General features: G+C 39.9%; 23 protein-coding genes. 9 read left to right on the top strand and 14 right to left on the bottom strand.

The features are described 5' to 3' along the window. Positions 1–40: 40 nt before the first annotated feature. Both NPE20_RS11370 and NPE20_RS11375 read left to right on the top strand, forming a co-directional pair. Positions 41–1159 carry a sensor protein KdpD gene (locus NPE20_RS11370; RefSeq protein ID WP_256538776.1) on the top strand — a complete coding sequence of 373 codons (1119 nt, stop codon included), beginning with the start codon at positions 41–43 and terminating at the stop codon, positions 1157–1159. After that, positions 1156–2898, top strand: coding sequence for an ATP-binding protein (locus NPE20_RS11375; RefSeq protein ID WP_256538777.1), 1743 nt, complete (start codon positions 1156–1158; stop codon positions 2896–2898). Before NPE20_RS11370 ends, NPE20_RS11375 begins: the two co-directional genes overlap by 4 nt. 8 nt (positions 2899–2906) lie before the next feature. Here the strand turns inward: NPE20_RS11375 and NPE20_RS11380 are convergent, their stop codons facing one another. Together NPE20_RS11380 and NPE20_RS11385 are read right to left on the bottom strand one after the other, a co-directional pair. Next, entirely contained in the window at positions 2907–4025 is a 1119-nt protein-coding gene (locus NPE20_RS11380) for a ligand-binding sensor domain-containing protein (protein WP_256538778.1), read from the bottom strand. 13 nt (positions 4026–4038) lie between these two features. Beyond that, on the bottom strand, positions 4039–4638 hold the full coding sequence (locus NPE20_RS11385) for a YceI family protein (protein ID WP_256538779.1): 600 nt from the start codon (positions 4636–4638) through the stop codon (positions 4039–4041). A gap of 16 nt (positions 4639–4654) precedes the next feature. Between NPE20_RS11385 and NPE20_RS11390 the strand changes: the two genes are divergently transcribed. Together NPE20_RS11390 and NPE20_RS11395 are read left to right on the top strand one after the other, a co-directional pair. Next, on the top strand, positions 4655–5647 hold the full coding sequence (locus NPE20_RS11390) for a winged helix-turn-helix domain-containing protein (protein WP_256538780.1): 993 nt from the start codon (positions 4655–4657) through the stop codon (positions 5645–5647). Between the two features lie 411 nt (positions 5648–6058). Continuing rightward, positions 6059–7051 (top strand): hypothetical protein, encoded by a 993-nt coding sequence (locus NPE20_RS11395; RefSeq protein WP_256538781.1) that lies wholly within the window; start codon positions 6059–6061, stop codon positions 7049–7051. 360 nt (positions 7052–7411) lie between these two features. On the opposite strand, the gene NPE20_RS11400 is transcribed toward NPE20_RS11395, so the two are convergent. The 3 genes from NPE20_RS11400 to NPE20_RS26960 form a co-directional block, all read right to left on the bottom strand. Beyond that, positions 7412–7594, bottom strand: coding sequence for a hypothetical protein (locus tag NPE20_RS11400; protein WP_256538782.1), 183 nt, complete (start codon positions 7592–7594; stop codon positions 7412–7414). A gap of 93 nt (positions 7595–7687) precedes the next feature. Further along, complete coding sequence (locus tag NPE20_RS11405; protein ID WP_256538783.1) at positions 7688–8383, bottom strand: response regulator transcription factor; 696 nt, start codon at positions 8381–8383, stop codon at positions 7688–7690. Continuing rightward, positions 8380–9726, bottom strand: coding sequence for a sensor histidine kinase (locus NPE20_RS26960; RefSeq protein WP_256538784.1), 1347 nt, complete (start codon positions 9724–9726; stop codon positions 8380–8382). The genes NPE20_RS11405 and NPE20_RS26960 overlap by 4 nt, the downstream gene beginning before the upstream one ends. Positions 9727–9845: 119 nt before the next feature. Here NPE20_RS26960 and NPE20_RS11415 point away from each other — a divergent pair, with 119 nt between their 5' ends. Together NPE20_RS11415 and NPE20_RS11420 are read left to right on the top strand one after the other, a co-directional pair. After that, positions 9846–10520: a TlpA disulfide reductase family protein gene (locus NPE20_RS11415; protein ID WP_256538785.1), complete on the top strand. Its 675-nt coding sequence runs from the start codon at positions 9846–9848 to the stop codon at positions 10518–10520. 18 nt (positions 10521–10538) lie between these two features. Then, complete coding sequence (locus NPE20_RS11420; protein ID WP_256538786.1) at positions 10539–11063, top strand: 2,4'-dihydroxyacetophenone dioxygenase family protein; 525 nt, start codon at positions 10539–10541, stop codon at positions 11061–11063. A 76-nt stretch (positions 11064–11139) separates the two neighbouring features. On the opposite strand, the gene NPE20_RS11425 is transcribed toward NPE20_RS11420, so the two are convergent. From NPE20_RS11425 to NPE20_RS11445, 5 genes are all read right to left on the bottom strand, one after another. Continuing rightward, positions 11140–11907 (bottom strand): LytR/AlgR family response regulator transcription factor, encoded by a 768-nt coding sequence (locus tag NPE20_RS11425; protein ID WP_256538787.1) that lies wholly within the window; start codon positions 11905–11907, stop codon positions 11140–11142. After that, positions 11888–12931 carry a sensor histidine kinase gene (locus NPE20_RS11430; RefSeq protein WP_256538788.1) on the bottom strand — a complete coding sequence of 348 codons (1044 nt, stop codon included), beginning with the start codon at positions 12929–12931 and terminating at the stop codon, positions 11888–11890. Before NPE20_RS11430 ends, NPE20_RS11425 begins: the two co-directional genes overlap by 20 nt. Continuing rightward, a complete protein-coding gene (locus NPE20_RS11435) occupies positions 12928–13407 on the bottom strand; it encodes a hypothetical protein (protein ID WP_256538789.1) in 480 nt (159 codons plus the stop codon). Before NPE20_RS11435 ends, NPE20_RS11430 begins: the two co-directional genes overlap by 4 nt. 2 nt (positions 13408–13409) lie before the next feature. Beyond that, positions 13410–14339, bottom strand: coding sequence for a heme-binding domain-containing protein (locus tag NPE20_RS11440; protein ID WP_256538790.1), 930 nt, complete (start codon positions 14337–14339; stop codon positions 13410–13412). Positions 14340–14474: 135 nt separating this feature from the next. Further along, positions 14475–14906 (bottom strand): winged helix-turn-helix transcriptional regulator, encoded by a 432-nt coding sequence (locus NPE20_RS11445; RefSeq protein WP_256538791.1) that lies wholly within the window; start codon positions 14904–14906, stop codon positions 14475–14477. A gap of 109 nt (positions 14907–15015) precedes the next feature. Between NPE20_RS11445 and NPE20_RS11450 the strand changes: the two genes are divergently transcribed. From NPE20_RS11450 to NPE20_RS11460, 3 genes are all read left to right on the top strand, one after another. Beyond that, positions 15016–15762, top strand: a complete 747-nt coding sequence (locus tag NPE20_RS11450) for an SDR family oxidoreductase (RefSeq protein ID WP_256538792.1) — start codon at positions 15016–15018, stop codon at positions 15760–15762. A gap of 45 nt (positions 15763–15807) precedes the next feature. Further along, on the top strand, positions 15808–16755 hold the full coding sequence (locus tag NPE20_RS11455) for a polysaccharide deacetylase family protein (RefSeq protein WP_256538793.1): 948 nt from the start codon (positions 15808–15810) through the stop codon (positions 16753–16755). 99 nt (positions 16756–16854) lie between these two features. Continuing rightward, positions 16855–17718 carry an SDR family oxidoreductase gene (locus NPE20_RS11460; protein ID WP_256538794.1) on the top strand — a complete coding sequence of 288 codons (864 nt, stop codon included), beginning with the start codon at positions 16855–16857 and terminating at the stop codon, positions 17716–17718. A gap of 581 nt (positions 17719–18299) precedes the next feature. Here the strand turns inward: NPE20_RS11460 and NPE20_RS11465 are convergent. From NPE20_RS11465 to NPE20_RS11480, 4 genes are read right to left on the bottom strand one after another with little or no spacing between them, the layout of a single operon-like run. Beyond that, positions 18300–20672 carry a DGQHR domain-containing protein gene (locus tag NPE20_RS11465; RefSeq protein WP_256538795.1) on the bottom strand — a complete coding sequence of 791 codons (2373 nt, stop codon included), beginning with the start codon at positions 20670–20672 and terminating at the stop codon, positions 18300–18302. Continuing rightward, positions 20672–21493, bottom strand: a complete 822-nt coding sequence (locus NPE20_RS11470; protein WP_256538796.1) for a DNA adenine methylase — start codon at positions 21491–21493, stop codon at positions 20672–20674. The genes NPE20_RS11465 and NPE20_RS11470 overlap by 1 nt, the downstream gene beginning before the upstream one ends. Further along, positions 21490–22797 (bottom strand): hypothetical protein, encoded by a 1308-nt coding sequence (locus NPE20_RS11475; RefSeq protein ID WP_256538797.1) that lies wholly within the window; start codon positions 22795–22797, stop codon positions 21490–21492. Before NPE20_RS11475 ends, NPE20_RS11470 begins: the two co-directional genes overlap by 4 nt. Then, entirely contained in the window at positions 22787–24349 is a 1563-nt protein-coding gene (locus NPE20_RS11480; protein ID WP_256538798.1) for a DGQHR domain-containing protein, read from the bottom strand. Before NPE20_RS11480 ends, NPE20_RS11475 begins: the two co-directional genes overlap by 11 nt. Positions 24350–24409 lie beyond the last annotated feature (60 nt).

Consider the following 24409-nt stretch of genomic DNA (forward strand, 5'->3'; position numbering starts at 1 on the left):
AAACTATATCTCTGTTCACTCTGTGGTAAAAAGTAAACTAATGGCAGACACATCTGTAAAAAACTTTATCGACCTGGTAAAAAAATCCAGGCGGGGCAAGCTGAAGATCTATATCGGCATGAGCGCGGGTGTGGGTAAAACCTACCGCATGCTGCAGGAAGCCCATGCCCTGCTAAAAAACAATATAGATATACAGATAGGTTATATTGAAACGCATAACCGTGCCGAAACACATGCTTTATTAGCCGGGCTGCCGTTGATAGATCGGCGTAAAATATTTTACAAGGGCAAAGAGCTGGAAGAAATGGACCTGCAGACCATTTTAAACCGCCACCCCGAAGTGGTTATCGTTGATGAGCTTGCCCACAGTAATATTGAAGGCAGTAAAAACAGCAAACGCTGGCAGGATGTAAGGGATATACTGGAAGCCGGTATTAGTGTAATAACGGCGCTTAATGTTCAGCATTTAGAAAGCCTGAACGAAGAGATCCAGGATATTACCGGCATCCCCATTACCGAAAGGGTGCCCGACAAAATATTGGAAATTGCAGACGAGATCGTAAATATCGACCTTACCGCCGATGAACTGATCGACAGATTGAAAGAAGGTAAGATCTACGATAAAGCGAAGGTGGAAACCGCCCTGCAAAACTTTTTTCGCAACGATAAAATTTTACAACTGCGCGAGATCGCACTGAAAGAGGTGGCGCATCATTTGGAGCGGAAGATAGATATAGAGGTGCCTAAGCAGATAAAACTACGGCCCGAGAAGTTTTTGGCCTGTATATCGTCAAATGCAGAAACCGCCAGGATCGTTATCCGTAAAACAGCCCGGCTGGCTTCCTATTACCGTTCGCAATGGATAGTATTGTATGTGCAAAGCAGTAGCGAAAGCCTGGATCGCATTAAACTGGATAAGCAACGACATCTCATAAATAACTTTAAATTGGCAACAGAACTTGGTGCCGAGCTCATCAAGATAAAAAGCGACGCCATTACACAAACTATTATGAAAGTAGCCGAAGAAAAAGAAGTGACCACCATTTGTATAGGCAAGCCACATTTAAATTTATGGCAGGTAATACTAAGGACCGCCGTATTTAACGAGCTGCTGAATAAGATAGCATTAACAGAAACTGATTTAGTGATATTATCATGAAAGTAAAAAATAAACTCCGCTTAGGATTTGGCTTTTTGTTTATAGTCGTCCTTTTTTTTGGCATAGTATCTTTATTCTATATCAACCAGATATCAAATAGTGCAAAAGTTATTTTAAAAGACAACTATAAGTCGCTAAGCATTATCCGCGAAATGCGTTCCATTCTTGATGAAAGTAGCATGCCACTTAATGCAACAGCGGTATTATCTTTTAGCGACCTGTTATTTAAGGAAGCAAATAATATAACCGAGCCCGGCGAACGGCAAGCTGTGCAGGGCTTACAAGCAACATTTAATAAACTTCAAAAAAAAGGGGACATATTAACCTTGCAGCAAAGCGAAAAAGAGGCGCGAAGGTACCTCCGGAAAATAGAGTCTGTTAACATGCAGGCCATTGTGCATAAAAATGAAATGGCCAACACTTCGGTTGATGAAGCAACACTGTTTTTGGGTTTAACCGGCACCTTTACTTTCCTGGTGCTTTTTAGCTTTAGTGTAAACTTCCCCGGTATCATCTCTAAGCCTTTAAATGCATTGCTGGAAGGTATTAGGGAAATTAGTCAGAAAAATTACGACAAGCGCCTTCATTTTGAACAGAACGATGAATTTGCCGAAGTAGCCAATGCATTTAATTTGATGGCAACCAAACTAAACGATTGGGAGAACAGTAACCTGGCTACCGTAATATCTGAAAAGCGGCGTATCGAAGCCATAATTGATCAAATGCAGGATGCCATTATTGGTATAAACGAAAAGCAGGAGATACTTTTTATGAACGATGCCGCCCGCAAAACTTTAAATATTACCGATGATAAAATAATAGGTAAAAATGCCGGGCAGCTGGTGAAAAGCAATGACCTTTTTAGATCTATCCTAAAAGATGAAGCTACAATAAAGCCCTTTAAAATTGTATTGGATAACCGCGAATCATTTTTCCAACTGCAGCGCAGCGATATTGTGGTGCCTGATATTGATAAATCTGAAGGTGCATTGCAATTGGCAAGCCGGTCGGCCGGTAAAGTGTATATCCTCAAAAATATTACCGAGTTTAAAGAACGCGATGAAGCGAAGACCAACTTTATAGCTACTATATCGCATGAGTTAAAAACGCCTATCGCTTCCATAAAGATGAGCCTGAAGCTGCTTAACGATGAACGGGTAGGTTCACTGAATACCGAGCAGGATCAGTTGGTTAGCCATATTAAAGATGATAACGATCGCCTGCTAAAAATAACCAGCGAACTGCTGGAACTTTCGCAGGTAGAAACCGGGAACATTCAGTTAAATTTTGTGCCGGTAAACCCCATGCAAATTGTTGATTACGCGGTTACTTCCATCCAATTTCAGGCCCAGCAAAAACAGGTACAACTGGAAGTGTTAAAAGATGATAACCTGCCGGATGTGCAGGCAGATGTAGAGAAAACCGCCTGGGTATTGGTTAATTTTCTATCGAACGCGTTACGTTACAGCGCCGAAAAATCAAAGATCATTATACAGATAAGCAGGCATAACGAACTTGTTGAATTTTCGGTAAAAGATTTTGGTAAAGGCATCGACGAAACCTATCAAAAACGCCTGTTCGACCGTTACTTCCAGGTGCCTACAGATGGGCAAAACAAATCAGGATCGGGTTTAGGGCTTGCCATCTCTAAAGATTTTATAAATGCGCAGGGCGGTACTATTGGCGTTCAAAGTGAAATTGGGGCAGGCAGCAGGTTTTATTTTACTTTACGTGTTTAAGTGACATGCTATTCAAAGGCAAAACTTGCGAAGGATATCCCATTGAATATGCATACACCTGCTCCGTATGTTCCAAACCAGAGCTTGCCATTTTTGTCTTTATAGATAGTATTTATAACATTGCTTGTAAGCCCATCTTTTGTGGTATAATTAGTTAAGTTTTTACCATCATAGCGCCAAACACCGGCGTCGAAGGTTCCAACCCAAATGTCTCCGTTCCCGTCTTCGTTTATCGTCCAAACACGGGCCATCGTGCCAGGCCCTGGTTTGCCTGATAATTTTGACGATGTTAGAAAAGCGCCGTTACCCAGTCCCTTTTCTTTTGTAACGTTGGTTATGGATTTTCCATCATATTTGAATAAGCCATAACCATTATTGCCAAACCAAAGGTTTCCTTTTTTGTCTTCGAACACACTACGAACAGCCGGGCCAGCTAAACCTTTTGCAGAAAGCCAGGTAAAGGCTTTGCCATCGTAGCGGCACACGCCCATGCTTTGGGTGCCAAACCAAATATTCCCTTTTTTATCTTTAAGAATACAATAAACGCTATAAGGTGTGAGGCGATTGGCCGGAAGTTGAGGCTGTGCATGATCAGTTTTAGGTAATGGTAAATAGGTGAATGATTTACCGTTGTAGCGATATACTCCACCCGCGGCAGCAAACCACAGATCGCCTGGTTCTATTTTCCAATCTTTATCCGGGCTATCGGCTAATTGCGAATTCTCTTTATCTGTAAGCGTGGTGAAGGTTCGTCCATCATAGCGACTGACTCCATATAAACTGGTACCGAACCAAATGTTACCAGATTTATCTTCCTGTATGGTCTGCACCTGGTTATTGGCTAGCCCATCTTTATCGGTAAACTGGACCAGGGTTTTTCCATCATACCGAAACACTCCTTCGCCATTGGTGCCAAACCAGTAATTGCCATTTTTATCCTGTAAGATACTGGTGATGTTCTTATCAATTTTGCTTGTTAGGCTCGCTCCAAAAACATCGATATTTGTCGCTTCTTTTGATGCTGTTGCCTGTTCTGTTAGGCGATCCTTTTTGTTTTTCGAATTACAGGAAATCAATAATGCCGGAAACAAAGAACAGATTAGTATTTGTTTAAAGATCTTGATCATAACCATTTTTTAATTATTTATGGAAGGCAAGGTCCAGCGTGATCATAATGTCATCGGCTATCATCTTGTCCTTTACCGCAGCAAGAAAATCCCATTGCTTTGGCTTCTCCTGCAGATCGATGTTCCACTTTGTGCGGTCGATGCTGAGGTTGGCCTTTACGCCAATGATGTCCCCCTTTTTGTTGATAGTGGCGTTGAACTCGATGGGCTTGGTGATCCCTTTGATGGTAAGATCGCCGCTTACCCTGAAGACGGAAGGCTGAGAGCTGGGCATAATGCCTGTAACAGACATTGTCGCAGTCGGGTAAACGCCGGTATCAAAAAATCCGGTTGTGGTAAGCTCCTTATCTATCTCTTGCCTGCCCGCGGCGGTGGGTCGGTCGGTACTACGGATGCTTTTCATATCCATGGTGAAGTCGCCGGTGGATGGTTCGCCCTTGGGTGAATAGTCAAGTGTGCCTTTGTTGAAGAGCAGGTAGCCGTTGTGCCTGCCTACGGTTTCCACCTTCCATAATATCCGGCTTTTTTTGGTGTCCAGTTGGTAGCGCTGCTGGGCTTGTGCAGAAAACTGGAGCAGCACCAGTAACAGAATTATCTTAATTTTGTTGATCATAAATTGTTGATTTGTAATGGCAAACGTAACCTTCCATCGCAAATATGTTGTGATGGATATTGTAAATAAAATTGTAAACTTTGTAAATTCAACAGGAACAAACATGGCAGCTCACCAAACACGTTCGAATTCGAAAACCAAATACCTATTGGGGCTTATCGTGCTTACCACTCTTTTACTTTCGGGAGTGGCCGGTGTGGCTTTCAGCCTTACAGACAATGATGCTTTTGACCTGGCCAGGCAGGAAATACTGCTTCGCAAGATAGGCCACGAGGTGCTCAATTATTCGGGCGACAGTACCTCCAGGGTGCTGCCGGTGAAAAAAATAGGTAAAAACGCTTACCAGATCAGGTTTGAAAACGAATTTACCTTTCAAACGGATTCGCTTGTAAAGATCGTTAAGCGCTCGCTGGCGGAAGATCACCTTGCAACCGGTTACATTGTGAATGTGCGGAACTGTTCAGGGCTGGATGTGGTGTTTGGTTATGCGATGTCTGGAAACAAAAAGAACGACATTGTACCCTGTTCCGGAAGAAGGCAGCCAAAAGGATGTTACCTTATCGAAGTTCAGTTCGAGAGTTCAAAGATATCTGCTTCGCAGAAGGGGTACCTCATTGGCGGCATCCCCTTGCTTGCCTTTGTGGGGTTGCTGATCTCCAGATCGGTTAGAAAGAGGAGAGGATCTGATAACGTACAGGAAACCGGTGATGGACAGGTGAACATTGGTGGCACCTTATTTGATCCCAAAAACCGGAGCCTGATTTTCGCAGAAAATACCATTGAACTTACGGCAAAAGAAAATAAGCTGCTTTTGATATTTGCAAGATCGCCTAACACGGTCATCGAAAGGGGCAGGCTGCAGAAAGAGATATGGGAAGACGAAGGGGTGATAGTAGGGCGCAGCCTGGACATGTTCATTTCCAAGCTAAGGAAGAAATTGGAAGGGGACCTTTCCATCCAACTGATCAACATACACGGTAAGGGCTATAAGTTGGAGATAAATGTTTAATGAATGGGCTACTTGGTAAAGGCTTAAACTGCTGAAACCACCTTCGTCACAAATGAGGGTTTAAATATCATTCCTATGTTACTTTCTACTTAATAACAAATTGAAAAACAGTATTAAAGTAGACTTATCCAATAGACCTTAAATACATTTGCAAAGAGTTTAAAGATTTTATGCTTTCGATGAAAGCAATAATCCAATTAAGGGTATTAAGATTAATTCTCGGCACAAGGTTACTGATATACCAGCACACAGCCACTGCGTTTCCAGGTAATATAAAGAAAGCAATCTATTCGCATTTGTTTGATAGTGTGATGTATTGCACATGTTTTATTCGGATTTTGGGTATTAAATGTGCATTGCAGGGTTGCCTATCAGTTATAACTTTAATTATTCACCTAAACCCCAAAATGTATGTTGAAATCATTAAACGAAAACAATCTTAATATCATTTTGATATTTGTTGTATTTATCTCATTAACTTCTTGTGATTTGGTTAAAAAAGGCGCAGACTTAAAGGAACTCAATAAAAACGCCAATGAAAAAACTTTGTCTATGATCGGCTACCAACCAATAGACCCAATTCAGGTGAGTCACGTAAATAATAGTAAAGATACCATAAGTTTAAACTCATTGTTGTCCAATTTCCCTAATGAAGCAACCAGGATTGCAGTGGGTGAAATAACACAAAATGGGAGTACTTCTTTTGGTCCTTTTAGCATTGCTAGAACAGGAAGAAGTTACTCTGTGATCCTTGATTATATTAAATATACTACCAATAGTTTGTCAGTAACATACAGTGAGGCCCGACAACCCCGAAAGATTGGAGATTCGACTTATCTCCGGTTAGAACAGAGGCTGCAAACAGCGTATGGAGCCGTTTCAGGGATAAGTAATGAACTAATAGGTAAATACAATAATGGCAAACATGTTGATACAACTGAATTTAAAAATGTAAAAATCAAGTTGCCGGTATATATTGGTGTGGGTTTACGTATTCAGGCCTCAATAACTGTTTTGGGTGATTCCGTAAATCTTAGTTCACTCTACAGCATCGGGGCAGCAGCATCACAACATAAATTAAGTGGAACATTAATTATTCAAACACTAGGCATTAGTGGAGAAGATATTTCACCTTTAATGCCATTGCCAGATCAGATAAATGAAAGCACCATACAAGCTGCGATGCAATCATTAGCGACTATCAAATCTAAAATTTACAATAAGGATAGAATCATCATTAGCCCACAAGTTGTTGCATTTAAACTATCGTTTTCAATAGATAAAGCAAAGGACCTAATAGAGGCAGCGTTACAATCTAATCCACCTGAGATAGTTTATATGGGAAAGGATAAGATAATTATAAGAATTAATGATGCAGTCGAAACTCAAACCATCAGTGATTGAATTAAAAGAAAATTTTGGGCTACCAGCCCCGCGCTCGTTTGTGACGAGTGTGTAACATGGCTTAACATTTGCAATGCGATTTTAAAACGCTAACAACGTAGGTTTGTAATATTTTATAAGCAATTTAACACAAAAAAAGCCTCTCAGATTTCTCTAAGAGGCTTTTGATTTTTGTGGTATCAGCTGTACCAGAACCCTAAATATAACAGATTGATTTACTGTTTATTAACTTAATAATATCTAAAAGGTATCCTTTTTGGTAACACACTAAAGACGTGGATTATACGTAACTACTATGTGTTAGAAAACCTGCATTACAAATATAAAGATTAACATTTAGATTTATGTAATTAGGAGTGGCTAGAGAGGTTGATGACCTCCCGACATTTTTGCCTGCAAATAAGGATCAACGGAGATGTAAAGTGTTTTGAGTAATATTTCACCATCCACTATTAGCGCCAATTGCTCCTGCTCCATGGAAAAGTCGGTTACCTTTGGTTTCCCCACAGGCACACTGACCAATTTGATTAATCGATTTTTCATAGAATTTAATTAATTATCAGAACAAAAAACGCATGTTAATGCGGTACATCGTAAAAGCGGTAAAGTGAAATGTCCGAACGGCCTCAACGTCTATTAAAACTCTACCAATTTGTATCCTTGTCCCCGAATACTTTGTATCGAAATTGAAGGTTCGTGTTTCAAAAATTTTCGCAGACGGGTAATATAAACATCCATGCTGCGTGCATTAAAGCGGTTGTCCTCTCCCCAGAGTTTTAATAAAGCGGACCTTCGATCAAGCAAATTGTTTTTGTTCTGGAGAAGCAGTAACAATAAATCACTTTCCCGCTGAGATAAATAGGCAGTGTTTTCTGAACTTGCAATTTCCAGTCGATGACTGTCAAATCGCAGTTTCCCCAATTGGTATATCAATGTCGCTCCTAAGTTATCTTCCTGACTTTCGCTCCGTCGCAGCAATGCTTTGATACGCAAAATCAATTCCTCCATGCTGAAGGGTTTTTTCATGTAGTCGTCTGCTCCGAGTTCCAATCCTCTCAGCACATCTTCAGCCTGTGTTCGTGCAGTCAAAAAGATCAGCGGTATCCTTTTATCAACCGTCCTGATGTCTCTTACCAAAGTAAAGCCGTCTTTTTTCGGCAACATGACGTCAACTATGCATAAAGCGGGTTTCGATGAATGAAACAAACTCCATCCCTCGATTCCATTGACGGCTATTGCAACTTCATACCCGCGACTTTCCAACGACTCTTTGATAATCGATGCCAGTATCGGTTCATCTTCGATCAGCAATATTTGAGATTTACCTATCATACAGGGAAAGTGATGGTAAAGGTAGTACCGTGGCCAATTTTGCTTTTAGCGATGATTTTTCCGTTTAACGATTCTACCAGGCCTTTTACGTGGCTTAAGCCTAAGCCGTAGCCTTTTACATCATGCAGATCGCCATTTTCTACCCTATAATATTTATCAAAGATATAGAGCAGGTTGTCAGTGCTGATACCATGTCCATTATCACTAACGAGTAGTTGCCAACCGGAATGGGAGATAACCGCTTCCACAGATATCCTTGCTTCGTCACCTGCATACTTTTTAGCATTATCAAGCAAGTTATTTAAAATCGTTTCAATTTTATAAGGGTCAGTGTTTACCTGAATCGGTCGGTTGGGAATAGTCAAAAGGATCGGTTTGTTGCTAATCAAATCAAATCGCCTAATTAAATTTTCAAGAAGTTGATTTAGATCGACTTGTTTCATCTCCTTAATACTAAACTTACGATCTATCATACTGATATCCATGATCCGTTCAACTTCACCTTCTAACTTATCAATGATGTCTGCATTGATGCCTGTATAACGGGCCAGTTTCTCCGGGTTGCCAGCAACGCCGAACCTGGCAATAGCTTCGTTAGATGATCGGAGGATGGTCAGCGGGGTTCTGAGTTCGTGGGTAATGTTGCTGATAAAGTCGTTCTTCAGCCGGTCAAGTTTCAGTTGCCGGCGAATAATAACACCCATATACCACAAACTCCCGGCAGAAAGAAGGATCAAAATAAATGAAACAATAGCCGGTAACAAGTTATGCCGAATCATCCACCCGCTGCTGCTCAATTTCGCTATTACAACTACCGGCGACTTGTAATAATCAATCCTCGAAGCTACTTCATTGGGTAGTATACTTAAAGGCTGCTTACGTAATGTTAAGATTACCGGCATGACTATACCATCCTTAGCCAGTTCTTTTTCATAAATGCCAGCCAACGTGTTCAGATCAAGCGGCTTGTGCATCTGTTGTGTCATCAACCTTGCGATCAGGGCTCTGACGTAAGGCTCATGTTGCTTGTCAATTGCTACTGTGTTAAACTCAGCTTTAAATACTTCTTTATGTTTGGGTGTGTCCAGGTCAAATGCTTCCACACTGGGTTTGGCACGCATGAATACGGTTAGCGAAGGTTTTTTGTAATTGAGCGAGGTTGGAAGTTCAACTTGTTGCGATTGATAAAGATCTATGCTTTTTTCCAGCGCACGTACCGCCGTGATGTGGAAGCCGCGTTGCGCATTATTGAAAGTATAATACAACCAGTAAAGCTGGAACAAGACGATACTGCTCACAGTAATGGTAGCGATGATAAAAGTAAATCTTAGTCTTTTCTTCACTAAAACAAAGATAATGTTTATTAGAAGCATCTATCAAGCAGTTAACACTCGTTAACACTAAGTATCGTGCCTTTAACACTTGGTAATGCAACTCCCGATACTTTTGTCATAAAAAGAAAATGAAAAAATATCTTAGTGCAGCTTTATTGTTTAGCATCTCGTTATCCGCCTGTGCCCAGCAGGCGAAACATCCTTCTTACAAATTGCCTGATGGCAAGATCGTTCAAGCCGATCAACTGGACAGTGTCAATAATTCCTGGGGAGGACGTGGCTACCTCATGAAACACGAAAAATCGCATCCCGGCGTCATCTATATTTCACCAATGACTGATGAATTTCTAAAAAAGCAAGACGAGGAAAAGGCGAAATTAAATGCCTTGTTAAACAAGCCCGCACCTGACTTTACACTAAAAGATCTGACCGGCAAACAGTGGCGACTTTCGGAATTAAAGGGCAAAACTATAGTCCTTAACTTTTGGTTCACTACCTGCCCTGCATGTATTCAGGAGATGCCTGAATTAAACCAATTGGAAGGAAGTTACAAGAACCACCCGGTCATATTCCTGGCATTAGGCCGTGATGATGCAATCGCCATCAAGCGATTTTTAAAAGTCCGTCCCTTTGCTTATACGCATCTCCAAAATGCCGATTCCATAGGAGACCTATACCAGGTCAATTCGTATCCGACCTCTATCGTGATCGACCCAAAAGGTATCATTCGCTTTGTACAAGTCGGAGGTGAAGATATCAAAGAGCGGATCGCCACCGCTATTAACAAAACTTACATACATTAAAATTTTATAAAAACAGTTATGCCTGTTCAGCAATTCAGTTTTTTTACAGACGGCTTGATGCCTGGAGAGCGTCAAACAGCCGATTACACCGTTGACACCAATTTAGATAATGAGCTGCTATGGGTGCCATTTGGCCCCGGTGTTGCCTTTCAACCCTGCCAGTTTAACCTGAGTGGCGGCGGATTTATTGTCATACTTCGGGCCGACCCGGGAGCGCAAATGCCTCCGCACTTTCATTCCACTTCCGTTATAGGTTATACGCTCAGGGGAAACTGGCGGTACCTCGAGCATGGTTGGAAAGCAAAGCCAGGTACTTTTATCTATGAACCTGCCGGTGAAGCGCATACCCTTGTGGTCGAAACCAATGAACCGGGGCCGGCCATGATACTGTTTGTGGTTAGCGGCGGGTTCATCTATATTGATAAAATAGTTAATGGTAATATGTTAGCCTATGATGACGGCTTTACTATACTGGAAATTGCACGTAAGCATTATCAAGCGGTTGGCCTGGACCCGGCCTTGCTTGATGCCATGATCAGATAATATAGAAAAAACGTATCCGCGTATAACATTACAACACATAAGTTATCACGCGGATACTAATAATTTTGTTTATGTCCTAACGCTCTGCAAGCCATTGCAGGAAGGCTGTTGTTTTGTCTTTTCCTATTAATAACTTTTCTTCTGTTTGCACGGTAAGTTTGACTAATAATTTACGGGCAAAGTAGTGTTCAACTTCCTTAATGGCTTTAAAGGCGATCAAGTACTGCCTGTTCAGCTTAAAAAAGCCTTTGCGGCTTAACTGATTAACAGTTTCTTCTAAGGACTGATCTATGCCAAACATTTCGCCTTCAATTGTAACCAGGGTAGTTTGTTCATTGCGGACAAAAAAATAAGCGATATCGGAGACAGGAACCGTTTTATAACTCCCACTCTTAAACACCAGGAAGCTTTGTTTTTCGGCCTTTGGTTGGTTTGCTTGAAGGAGTTGCGCAATTAACGATGCCGGTACTACATTTTTTCCTAAAGCACTGCCAATCTTTTCCAACTTTGCAAAGGCTATATTTATAGCATCTTCAGAGAACGGCTTCAAAATATAATCTAATCCATTAGCTTTAAAAGCCTGGAGAGCATATTCATCAAAAGCAGTACAAAAAATGACCGGCGCTTCAACCTTGGCCTTTTCAAAGATCTCGAACGACAATCCATCCGCAAGTTGAATGTCCATAAAAATCAAATCGGGAGAAGGGTGCGATGCCAGGTAATCAACTGCAGATGACACCCGTTGCAAAGGGCCATCGATCTTACTTTCCGGGCGAACGGCTGCGATCAGTTTGATCAGCGCCCTTGCCGTTTTTAATTCGTCCTCAATGACCAGTATATTCATGAGCCGGAAGTTTTATGGTAAAAAAATGATCATCTGAAATAACTTCTATAGGTTGTCCGGTTAGGTGCAGGTAACGCTGGTTAACGTTTTCCAAACCGATCCTGGTTGAGGGTTCCGGCCTGTTTTTTAATTGTAAATTATTCTGAAAAATGATCCGGTCTGCTAAAGAGATGATCCTGATCTGCAATGGTTGATCAATAGAAACAATATTGTGCTTTACCGCATTCTCAGCTAATAACTGGAGGGTAAAAGCAGGGATCATCACTTTATAATGTTCTGGAGAGATAGCTATTTTTAAAGATACCCCATCCTCGAACCGTGCCTGAATGAGATAGAAATAGGCTTCTAATATTTTAAGTTCTTCCTGTAACGATACCACATCCTTTTGTCGGGTCTCTAAAGAGAAGCGATAAAAATCAGACAACTTTACGATAAAATCTGCCGAATGGGCATCGCCGGTCTCCACCATAGATTTGAGCGTATTTAAGCTGTTGAATAAGAAGTGTGGGTTAACCTGTTGCTTCAACAGCTCGTACCTGGCTTCCAGATGGTCGGCCTTTGTACGCTCCAGTTCTATGGCTATGAGCTGGTTATTGTAGCTTTGGTAAAGCAGGTATATAAACATATAAATAGTCAGGTTGATCAAGACACCTCTGAACTGGTACATTAATATCATGGCGCCGATCAAACGGTCTTTAAACAATAGCTGGTTAATGATGACCAGTACCCCCATAACCAAAAAACCAAGCAAAAGGCTCCTGGTCAAACGCGCTCCAAAAAATCTGGTGGTGATCGCCTGGTTGGAGTATTTTGGCAGGGTATATAGATTATAGAACCACACATATAAGGAGTAGAAGAAAGCAATGATACAGTCGACTATAACTTCAATTGAGCTGACCTGTAATTGCAATATCTTGGGAATAGAAGCCAGTATACCCATAAAAAGGGCAGACAGCCAGATCACCTTTGGTGAAATGGCGAATACCCTGGAGTTTTCAGGCCGTATGTATCTTTCGAAGATCATGGCATAATAGACGCCTTTTTCGATAATATAAATCTTACACGGTCAGCGTTTCCTGTTGTGTCGGCTAACTTAGTTAATTCTTTGCCTTTAAACTTTTGATAATGATAAATAGTTTGCGAATTGGAATCAGCCACAGTGAGTGTCTCAGCCGAGATCAGATCTCCGGGTATCCGTGCGCCAAACCAATGAGCATCATCCTGCTGTTGCCAGGTTACCAATGTAAATGATTCGCCTGAATTTCCATTTGCTCTGTCCGCACCTAGTATAGAATGTACCACCTTATTGCCATATAAAATGCTCGTGGTATGCTTACGATTATTGATGAAAGAGGTAATTACTTTTTGATGCAGTTCTGAAAGTCTAAAACTTTCGGGCAAAGAAGCTTTCTGGTTAATTAATGCGTCCGCCCCGGTTAAAGGTTTGCAGCTGTTTAAAGTGGCAAATAAAACGATCGAGATGTTTAATATACGTTTCATTATCAGTTTTTGATGGGGAAGGTGAATACAAAGTCGTTATCTTTCATTGGTTTATGACAGCTTATACATTCTGCAGTGAACATAACATCTTTGCCATAGGGTTTAAGTTTAGGGGTCTTGAACCGTGCAAAGCCCCAGCCATTGGTCTGCCTAAATTTTATATCATCTTTGATCATAAATTCCACCTGTTTAAATGCGCCGGTAGTTACATTGCCCTGTTCATCCTCCAGTTTGTCCCAGGCTGCTTTAGCGAAAATAGCGCCGTTGGGCCATGGGTTGATGTGATGTTCTTTAATGGCTTTAACCGCAACATCATTGCCGTAGATCACGCGCATGGTGCCGTTATCAAATCTGTCTGATGTGCTGATCACTTGCCAGTTCTTATAATCCGGGATATAAGTGATCCCGTTCAAGCTCTCAGGTAGCTTTTGCTGATTCTGGTCAGCCTTAGCCTGTACTTGCTTCTCACGGGCACGTAGCTTCGCGGTATCATTAGGCGTCTCATGAACCGTACCGATCAGATAGTTTTTAAGAACAGCCAGATCCTGCTTCGATACCCTTGCATCACTATGAACAAATGCATAGCTTTTAATAGGCATGGCGCCCTGTTCGATCTGATTCACAGCTTCCCAAAGTTTACCTTTCCTATCCATTGGAGACAACTTATCCCAATTAGAAAAATTCAAACCTTTGCGGCCCTGCCGAACATGCGAGGCCACCTGCCAATATACCGGCTGTATTTGATCATACCAGCGCAAATTTGTTTGGTTAGAGTGGCAATCATAACAAGCCCTCACCAAAATCGCCTTTACATTTGCCGGTGCCTGTAGATCTCCCGTTACAGATAGATGACCAATCTCCGGCCTGAAAAACTGCAAGGAGATCAGCAAAATGATCATTGCCGAGGCTGCGATCAACATAAACTTTTTCATATCTCGTTTTAAATAACTTAACGTAAACTAACGGTTTAACTCGCTTACTATAAAGGAAAAAGCCGTGAACGCGGCATATATCGAGTTGAACCTGGCAATCCGCCTACTGAAAAACTATCAAATGAATAGTGTCATTTATTCATTGGAGGGAACATCGCTGTTGATGCGCGCTGATAGTTTTTCCCGGAGCTGCCGTATAGTGCCCTCCTTATCCTTTCCCAATTTTTTGACCACATCCTTTACATCATATGAATCATACTTCGAACCCCAGATCATTAATTCGACAATAACGGGGATCAGGTCAATACCTTTCTCTGTTAGATTGTAGATAAACTTGTTCTTTTTTTCGGGGGATACCGAAGATTTTATAAATCCGTTTGCTTCCAGAAGCTTAAGCCGGTCTGCAAGGATATTGGTAGCTATTTTTTCGTTCGAATTGAGAAAATCGCCATAACTCGACTTACTTGTGAAGATCAGATCCCTTAGGATTAAAAGTACCCACTTATCGCCTAAATAATCTAATGAAAAAGCTATCGGACAATCAGATCGGTGCTGAATTTCTTTCATGACAAAAAAAATGTTAATTAATACTTGTAAATTGCAAGTAAATTCTTTTACCTTTGTTTACTTGCAAACAGCAAGCAAATTTAAATATTATTATTAACAAATAGAAATCATGAACATTACAAACAAAACAATATTAGTAACCGGTGGTGGTTCTGGTATTGGCTATGCAACAGCAAAACTTTTAAGTGAAAAAGGCAATAAGGTAATCATCTCGGGCCGTAATGAAGAAAAGTTGCAGAAGGCTGCAAACGAATTAGGGATCAACTATATAGTTGGTGATGTAACCGATGCAAATGCCGTTAAAAACCTGGTTGGAAAGCTGGAGGCCGATTACAGCGACCTCAGTATATTGGTGAATAATGCCGGTGTTGGCTTCGTTTACAAACTGGGTGAAGGTGCAAACGCTGTGGACAAAGCAAGGCAGGAGTTTGAAACCAACTATTTTGCCCCGGTACGGTTGATCGAAGCTTTGCTGCCGCTATTAAAAAAACAACCTGAAGCAGCCATAGTCAACCTTACATCTAACGTGGCATTTCATCCTTTGGTGGTTTTGCCAACGTATTCAGACGCTAAAACAGCCCTGCACTCACATTCAGTTGCTTTGCGTTTAACCTTGTCTTCCGAAACCAATATTAAGGTTTTCGAAGTAATGCCTTCGCTCATCAATACAGATGCTACCAAAGACATGGGTGGCGAGCAGCATGGACTACCACCGGAAGTAGCAGCCGAAGATATTTATAATGGCGTTGCAGAAGATCGTTACGAGATATTTGTTGGTGAAGCCGGCCAGCAATATGCTGACTACTTCGCTGACCCTAAAGCAGCTGTAGCTAAATTTAATGAGGGACTATATTAATAGACTTTCTTAATCAATTAAGGTACACTCGTAAATATTATCGTAATGACAGATAGAAGAGATTTTATTAAACAAACCGGCCTGCTATCACTGGCAGGTGTCATTGGTGCAAATCAAATAGCCATGGCTGAAAGCCCGAACAAGGTGTATGCCCCTAAATCATCAACGTGGGCAGATGGCTCAAGACTTGTAGTATCCGCTACCATGCTGTTTGAGGCCGGCGGCCAGCCGGATAACGCACCAAGCCCATTTCCGCCTAATATGAAGCCTGGCTATAAGGATTTGCCTGCAACCACCTGGTACGAATATGGGTATAAAGAAGGAATCCCCCGGATGCTGGATAGGTGGGACAAGTTAGGCATCAAAGTAACAACTCATATGGTGGGCTCTGCTGTATTAAGGAACCCTGCCCTGGCTAAAGAGATTGTAGACCGTGGGCATGAGGCTTCCGGCCATGGCATGACCTGGAAAGATGAATACGACATGTCTTATGAAGAAGAAAAAAAATTCATCAAAGATGGTTTAGATGCGATAAAAAAAGTAACCGGACAAACTGCAGTTGGTTACAATGCCAACTTTTTGCGCCGTAGTGAAAACACCCTAAAGATATTACAGGAGCTTGGATGCATTTACCATATTGATGATTTGAGTCGGGACGAGCCGTTTGTTATCAAAGTGAACGACAAAGACTTTGCGGTTGTGCCTTACACCATACGTAATAATGATTTGGGGATGATTGAACTAAGAAATTTTTCGCCGGACCAGTACATAACGCAGGTGAAAATGGAGTTCGACCAGCTTTACGAAGAGTCGGCAACCCGGCGCAGGCAACTCTCCTTAACCTTTCATGACCGTGTCAGCGGCACGCCGCAGATGGTTAAGGCTGCAACAGAATTGATCAGATACATGCAGAAGCACTCTGGCGTTGTATTCAAACGCAAAGACGAAATAGCTAGGATGACGCTTAAAGATCCTACAAGCCTCCGTGAGTAGTATGGCAATTATAGTGGAAAGGCTGCATAATGTGCGGCCTTTTATTCAGATCCCGGCGGTAACAATATACCGACTTTGTTAACCAAATAAAATGATAACATGGCAAAAATATTAGTAACAGGAACAACTGGTGTAATTGGAAAAGATACCGTTGAGCATCTGTTAAAAAAAGGAGTACCTGCAAGCGAAATTATAGGACTTACCCGCAAAAAGGAAGAACTCACTGATTTGACTGCAAAAGGTATTGAAATTCGCTTTGGTGATTATCTCGACTATGATTCATTACTGCATGCCTTCAAAGGCGTTGATAAAGTAATGCTTACCAGTGCAGTTGCCTTTTCAGACCGGTTTACGCAGCATTATAATGTCATTACCGCTGCCCGCCAGGCTGGTGTTAAGCATGTGGTGTATATGGCAATTATGCGCAAAGAAGGTTCTGGGCGTATCATGCCTGAAATTACAGAATCAGACCTTTTTACAGAACAGGTATTAAAATCGTCAGGACTTGATTATACCATTGTGTATCACCCGCCTTTTACAGATATTTTATCAATATACTATGATTCCAACCCATATGAAAACGGGATAAAAGTTCCGGCAGGTAATGGGAAAATGGCACCTGCTACAAGAGACGAACTGGCGGAAGCCCACGCTGAGATACTATTTACCCCAGGCCACGAAAAGAAAACCTATTCATTAAGTGGCAACGAGGCTATTTCTTTTTCAGACATCGCTAAAATACATGCACAGGTAAAAGGAAAGCCCGTCCTTTTTACAACTATCACAGCAGAAGAATATATTGATAGGATAATTACTAAAGGTACTCCCCGTAAGGTTGCCGAGTTTTTAACGAATTGGGTAGTATCAATTGACGAGGGTGAGTTCGATTATCAATCAGGTGATTTAGAGCGATTATTAGGTAGAAAACCAAAAACTTTTAGGGAGTACATCGAATCAGCTTGAACTTAGCGCAATGCGGGTTTTAAAGTATATAGAAAAGAACTTAATTTGTAGGTATATGGCTCTTTTGTTTTAGGAGACGAAAGGATTTTATTGTTTAATAAGAAAAAGCTGCAATAATTTGAGACCAGAATTTTTTAAATAGTTGAATATAATACAGCAGCGCATTGATATTAGAAAAGAGGAGCTGCCATTAAATCAAATTTGTCCCGCGCTCAATGGTTTAGTTCACCTAGGGCGTCTATAGTGCAAATGTCGTCGATACGCAACAATAGTATGTCAATTTCTTGCTAAATGTATTGCGGTTTGGATCTGCCCCAAATCGAACTTTTTGTGCTAACTAATTGATTTCAAAAAAGATATTAGAAGGTAAAGTGTTTTGGTATCCTTTAAGGTATTTTGAATAAACGGTCAAGACAGTTACTGTCTCCGAACCCTGCTGTTTTTTATCCTGATTTACAATCAGTTATCGACCGCTCAAATTCGCTGGTACTCACTTTGGTACTCTGCCTGATCGAAACACAAATATAAAAAATACTAAATATTTAAAAATGAGCTCGGCACATTTAGTTTCAACAAATACCTTAAGTTAGTTTCTTTGTCGACTTGTTTTCAAAATGAGAATGTATCATTTCTAAAAATTGAACCTCGTCTCGGTTAAGCCGTTTTTCTTTTGTCCCTTCATGCGCCCAAAGATTTCTGTAAGAGTTAAAAAACGAGATCCATTTTAATTTTTCCGGTTTGCTGTGGAAACCGAAGCCAGCGTTAATAGCGAAATCATGTTCAAAAGTTTTAAACCCTGCTTTTTCAGCGTCAATTTCAGGCACTTTGGTCCAGTACTTTTCGATGATCCATTTATAGTCATTGATGTTGAACATCTCCGTCCATTGAACATTTTTCTTTTTTAGACCATCTTTATAATTTTTCTCATTTTCCTCTTCAGCCCTTTTCAAACACTCGCGCTTTATGCTATTAATTTCAAGCTCCCAGTCCTCTTTATACAAATACTGAATTTTTTCGAGCACAATTCGTTTCATATGCTTCTCAATGGTTACCCCATATTTACGGCCCTCATCCTGCAATTGTTCATCGTGCATCTCTTTCCAAAGGACTAATTCAGCCGGCTCGTAGTCGGGGAAATGGGAATTCACGATAGTTTGAAAAAATCGAAGCCATTTCGTGTCCGCCGTTGAACCTAACAGTGAAAGTTGGTTTTTTTCCTCTTCTTTAGGAATGATCTTGATATAATCCAGTAATGCTTTTAAATATTTTTCTATTTCGGTAAAACGATCCTTTGAAGACGTATTATAATTAACTAAACCTTTTTCTGTTACAAATGAATTAAGGCTTCCGAGTAAGGCGATATATGCAAATGAACCTCGATTTGAAAGAATAAAATAATTTGGACGTTCGAATATCTCCGAATATTTTTCCTCAACAAAATCATAACACAAAGTAATAAACTGGACAATTTTGGTTTTTGACCGAATCATTTCATCGTTATGATTGTGATTGTTTACATTGTAAATAGAAGCAATTGTGGTGCCTTCAGTGTACTTGTTTCCTTTCGCCGAAGGAAGAAGGCCCGAAGACGTTAAAGCGTTGTAAAACGGCTTAAAAGTTAATAAATAAGAATCTTCACCAACTGAGATTTTATTAAATAAGGAGCCACTTTGTGAGTTTGTAAGCCCTTTAATTATAGATGACCGCAAAGCTTTTAGTCTTGAATCGGCGCGATCTGAATCCCAAAACAAATCTTCTTCTAAATCTAACCGTAAACTTGGGCTAACAGCTTTTTGATTTTGGTTGATGTCCATGAAAATCTCCAACTGCTCAATAGTTGAAAGGTCATTAAACGCAACTACAGGTATCGTATTAGAATCCTTATAATCGGAATCAGCATAGCCATAAAGTCTATGCTGACCATCAATAACATACGCTATGCCGTAGGCATTAGGGATTTTTAATGTCCCGAACCTTGAAATTGAGCTAATTGTTCTCGATGAGGGCTCAAAGCTAATAGCATGTTTCTTAGGACTAAAGTTTAAAATTATTGCGTTGGGAAAGTAACCGCCACCATTAATATATTTAGTTATAACCGGTAATCTGCTTGGCACCAATAACCTTTGGTAAGTAGGGAATTCTGCTTCATTCGCCTTTGTGCGATGTAAAACGTAACCCATTTTTAACAGTAACCCAGGTTCTATTGAAAACATATAATATTTTCTACCACCCATCTCACCCTCAACAGCGGGAATTTCGATCTTCTCCAGGTTTATGATTTCATTTTTAAATAATAATCCCAAAAACTGATAACGAGAAGCACCTTTGTAATTCTTAATCAGACTGTTGATATAATCATACGTATTATCATTGTAATAAAAAGATCCTGTTTTCGATAGTCTTGCGAAATCTGCATCTTCAATATCGAGTCTTAAATTTCGTGTTGCAAATATGTATTTGACTTTCAATCCTTTGCCAAATGCTTGTTCAATAACTTTTCTAAAACCATCTAACCTCAATCCCAGGGATTCAAAAATATCTTTATAAGATGGTGCCTTTTTAAGCTTTTCACTTGATTTACATTCAACTAAGAAAACTGTTTCCTTATCGATCGCAATTATATCAATCTGTTTTTTATCACTAACATCACTGCTGAATGGCAAACAAAATGTCTCATCGTAATTTAGATTTCTGTAACCTAATTCATAAAACTGACACCAAATATCATCTTCAAATTGTCTGGAGTGTGTTTTATCTTTCTTAATTACTGTTTTAGTTGCCAATGTCTTTTCCACTTCCCAGCCTTTGGTAATGAAATCATCAACCAAAGAATGATCTACACTCATTGACTGGTGCTTTTTTTTCTTGGACTTGTAGATTTTCCCAAGAGCTGATAAATCTGTGGAAAGTTTTCCCTTTAAAAGATCTATTTCAATTTGCGGTATGAAGCCCATTAAACAATATTTGTAATTACCAGTTCAGCATATTTTCCTCTTTTAGCATTTCTGCCACCGATCAGACTAGCCCTGTCCAAGCGTAAGATTTGATCATTCTCTTTTTTAAAAATTTCCTCTATTTGATGATGCGCGGCATTTGTCAGAATATAATACGCCCCCAGGTCTTTAATCTGATCGATATAATTTGATAGGGCGTATTGCGAATCCAAGTCGAACAAATTTTTATTATACTTTATAAACCCGTTATTGTTATGGGTAACCGTATAGGGGGGGTCAAGAAACACAAGGTCATTCGCCTTGATATTATCAATACTTTTTTTGAAATCCACATTTGAAAGTTCAGCGTTTGCCAATGCCTGGCTTGCACTTCTCAAAACATCGGGTTCATAAAAATTTTTACTTCGATACCCAAATGGCACATTATAAACCCCTCTAAGATTTACCCTATAAATACCATTAAATGATGTTTGATTAAGGTATATAAATTGTGCTGCTTTTTTTGCATCGTTATCGAATTGTTGGTGCCTTATGCTGTAATAAAACGCTTCTGTATTTTCAAATTTTGATATTTCCTTAATTACTTCTTCGACATTGTTTTTTACAGTGATATATGTTTCAATAAGATCGTTGTTCAAATCTGATAGAAAAGATTTTTCAGGGTGAAGGTGAAAAAATATTGAGGCTCCTCCTAAGAAAGGCTCATGGTAATTGTTAAATCCTTCTTTGGGCAAGTATTGATATAAATGTTTAATCAGCCAGGATTTACCGCCGGCCCATCTCAAAAATGGTTTAACAGGAGGGTTTACATTAATTTTCATATGCCAAGTCCCCAAAAGCAAATTCTTTGAAACTGTTTTAAATTATGCAAATCTGGATAACAGAATAAATTGGTTTCATAAATCGTTGAGATACCGGCTTTGCTTGCGTTTAAGCCTATAATGGCCTCCTGTATGTCCGCATACAAGTCTGGCGAATCAATTGAAGTAGGCGTACTATCGATAACACCTATTTTATAGGCAATATCTTCCCACCAAAATTTTAAGTTATTTAAATTCACACCGCTATCATTTAATGTTTGATTTGCGAAGCCAGTTGAGAATCTTAATAATAATAACGCTCTACAAATCATTGGGATAGGATCTGTCAAATTTATTCTATTGTTACGTAAATCTCTATTGGCTTCCTGGATGACTATATGATTGTCAGGTGAGGTTTTCCGTAAAATAAAGTCGAACAGATTTTGTTTTACAGGTTCACCAATTGTGTTAAACGTAGTTGTGATGTATGGTTCAAAACCTTTATCTGTAACAGGCTTTCCTGTTGTCCGTACAAATAAATGCTCCAAGGCAATCCTGGAAAGATGCATATCCAAATCTGGAAAACGATTGGATGCGGCAGGTTCTAGAGATTCCCAGATTTTAATAATCTTATCCAATAACGAGGTAATACCGACCTGGTTAATATCGAAGTGAGGCTTATAAGAATTCTCATTCCTTAGAAGTTGATCCTCCTTTAAGCGCAGATCAATGCTCCAATTCAAGAACCATTCCTTAACCAGGGAGGTAGAATAGGCGCTCGTTGTTGATCCTCCTGTCGCTATTATCCAATCTTTTAAATTGAAATTATTTAACTGAATCGTTTTAAATATAGTATCCTTCTTTTTACCGCTATCAGCCCAATATTTAATGAGTTCGGAAGCGATTAGATGTGTGGGGCCATTGAAAGTATGGGCTTTATCATTTTTGTCATAATAAACATGTTTCTTATCAAAGATGCCGATCCCCTCTGATGCCATGATTCCCATGATCGACCTCAATTCAGCATAGTATACAAAATGTATACAACTGGAAATATCGCCGTTAACCAATGCCTCTATACCACGTGAAAAAAAATTCCACCCATCAAAAGTATGGCACATGGTAGAGACACCTATATATTCAGCGAGATCAGGATGTTTAATGTTATTGGGGTTGGTATTAATATCAGCCAAATGCGTATTAAAACCAATGTATCTATTGGCTGGGTTAATTAAAATATTTTTTGCAAATTGCTGTAAATCACTGGTATTTAACGCCTTTAGCACAATGCTATTGGATGCGTTTGCAATGGCATTAGCTGGCATAACCTAAATTATTAATGATATCATCAGCAACTTCATTAATGGTTTTATCCCCCGCGTTCGAAAGCTGCACCAACAATTGTGTTCTTAGTTCTTTATACCCGCTACTGCCTTTAAAAAGCATTTGTTTTCGTCTCTGTTCAGCAGATAACCCTGGTTCAGATGATACTCTCCAATCAAATTTAATTAGTTCATTACAAACCTTTTCAATAAATTCTGCCAGTTTAGATTTTCTAAAGTCCGCAATAATTGATTTTACATCAGCAGGATCAATTCTTTCTTCTTTTATTTGTTCGTTGTCAATTTCCCATTTTATATTTCTTATTTCAAGGGAAACGGAATGTTTAAAAACCATATCATTCATAATGTGTAGAAACCCTCTAACACCTTGATCTGAACTTAATAGACTGAATTTACTGAAAAAAGCAGGGTCGGTATACTTTTCTTCCTTAGCTGTGTAGGTCGTTCCTCTTAAACTAGCGGCCCAACTTTCTTGGGCTTTTGATACTGCCGTATACATTTCCTCCCATACATAAATTATAAAGGATGCCTGTTGTGTCCTATTCCAATTTAAAGGTGAATTATAATCGTCCGCCAATTTGGCACCAAACAGGCCGCCTAATCCTTTATTACTTGTCGTTTTAATGAAAGTGGCTATTAGATTTCTGATAAAGGCCGCTTGGGTTATATTCGGAACGTTTTTCCCTTCGCCTATAGATTTGGCAGTATCACCAAGCATATTGATTTTATCCTTCCATGGACTATCCGTGTAGGACCATAATACTTCTACAATTTCCTGGGCTCTAATTTCCTTGTATACAAAAGCAGTCTCTGGTGCTCTTTCAAGCCACTCTTGTATCCTCAACAAGGGATAAAGGTCATAGGCTAAACTTCTGTTTATTTTTTTAGGTTTAACATTGATCGTGTAAAATAAATAAGCCTGCCACGTTATATCTAAATTATAAAATGCAACAACGGGGAATTCAAACTCATCAGAAATTTTATCGTCAGCATCAAAAGCCCAAAGTCTGTGTTGACCGTCAATAATCTCTATTGGGGGAACATCGGGATTCCAGTCGGGATTGTTTACGGTGTTTGGCAGTTGTAAGTTGACAAAGCCGCCTACTTCTGATAAGCGGATAACATCAAGATCTTTCAAAGAGTGTTTCCCACGGCTTTCACCTTGTTTTAAGATATTTGCTACAATAGCAGTGGGCAGCCAACCGGGCATTTTGAGATCCCCTAAATTTTGAATGGCCTTGTCATTTTTCGCATAATCAGATAATGGATATCCGACTTTTACGTATTTATTGATTTCAAGAGATCTCTCAGGATCGTGTTTTCTCTGAACTCCAATCTCAACATCTCTGTTTTCGTCGGCTTTCCTGTGATAAACTTTAGATAGCTTTTTTAACAATCCTGCTTTAATAGTAAACATCAAAAAATATGGCTCCGGTTTTCTCCTGTTATCATTAGAATCATCAAAGTTTACATCGTCCCATTCGGGAAGCCATTGGTTAACTTTAAGTGCCGGAATTGTTAAGCTATCAGCCATGTTTAGGGTTTATAAAAGCAAATTAAATCATTTGTATCAATAACCTGCAATATATTTTAG

It is taken from the genome of Mucilaginibacter aquariorum (assembly GCF_024498135.1).
Lineage (GTDB): Bacteria > Bacteroidota > Bacteroidia > Sphingobacteriales > Sphingobacteriaceae > Mucilaginibacter > Mucilaginibacter aquariorum.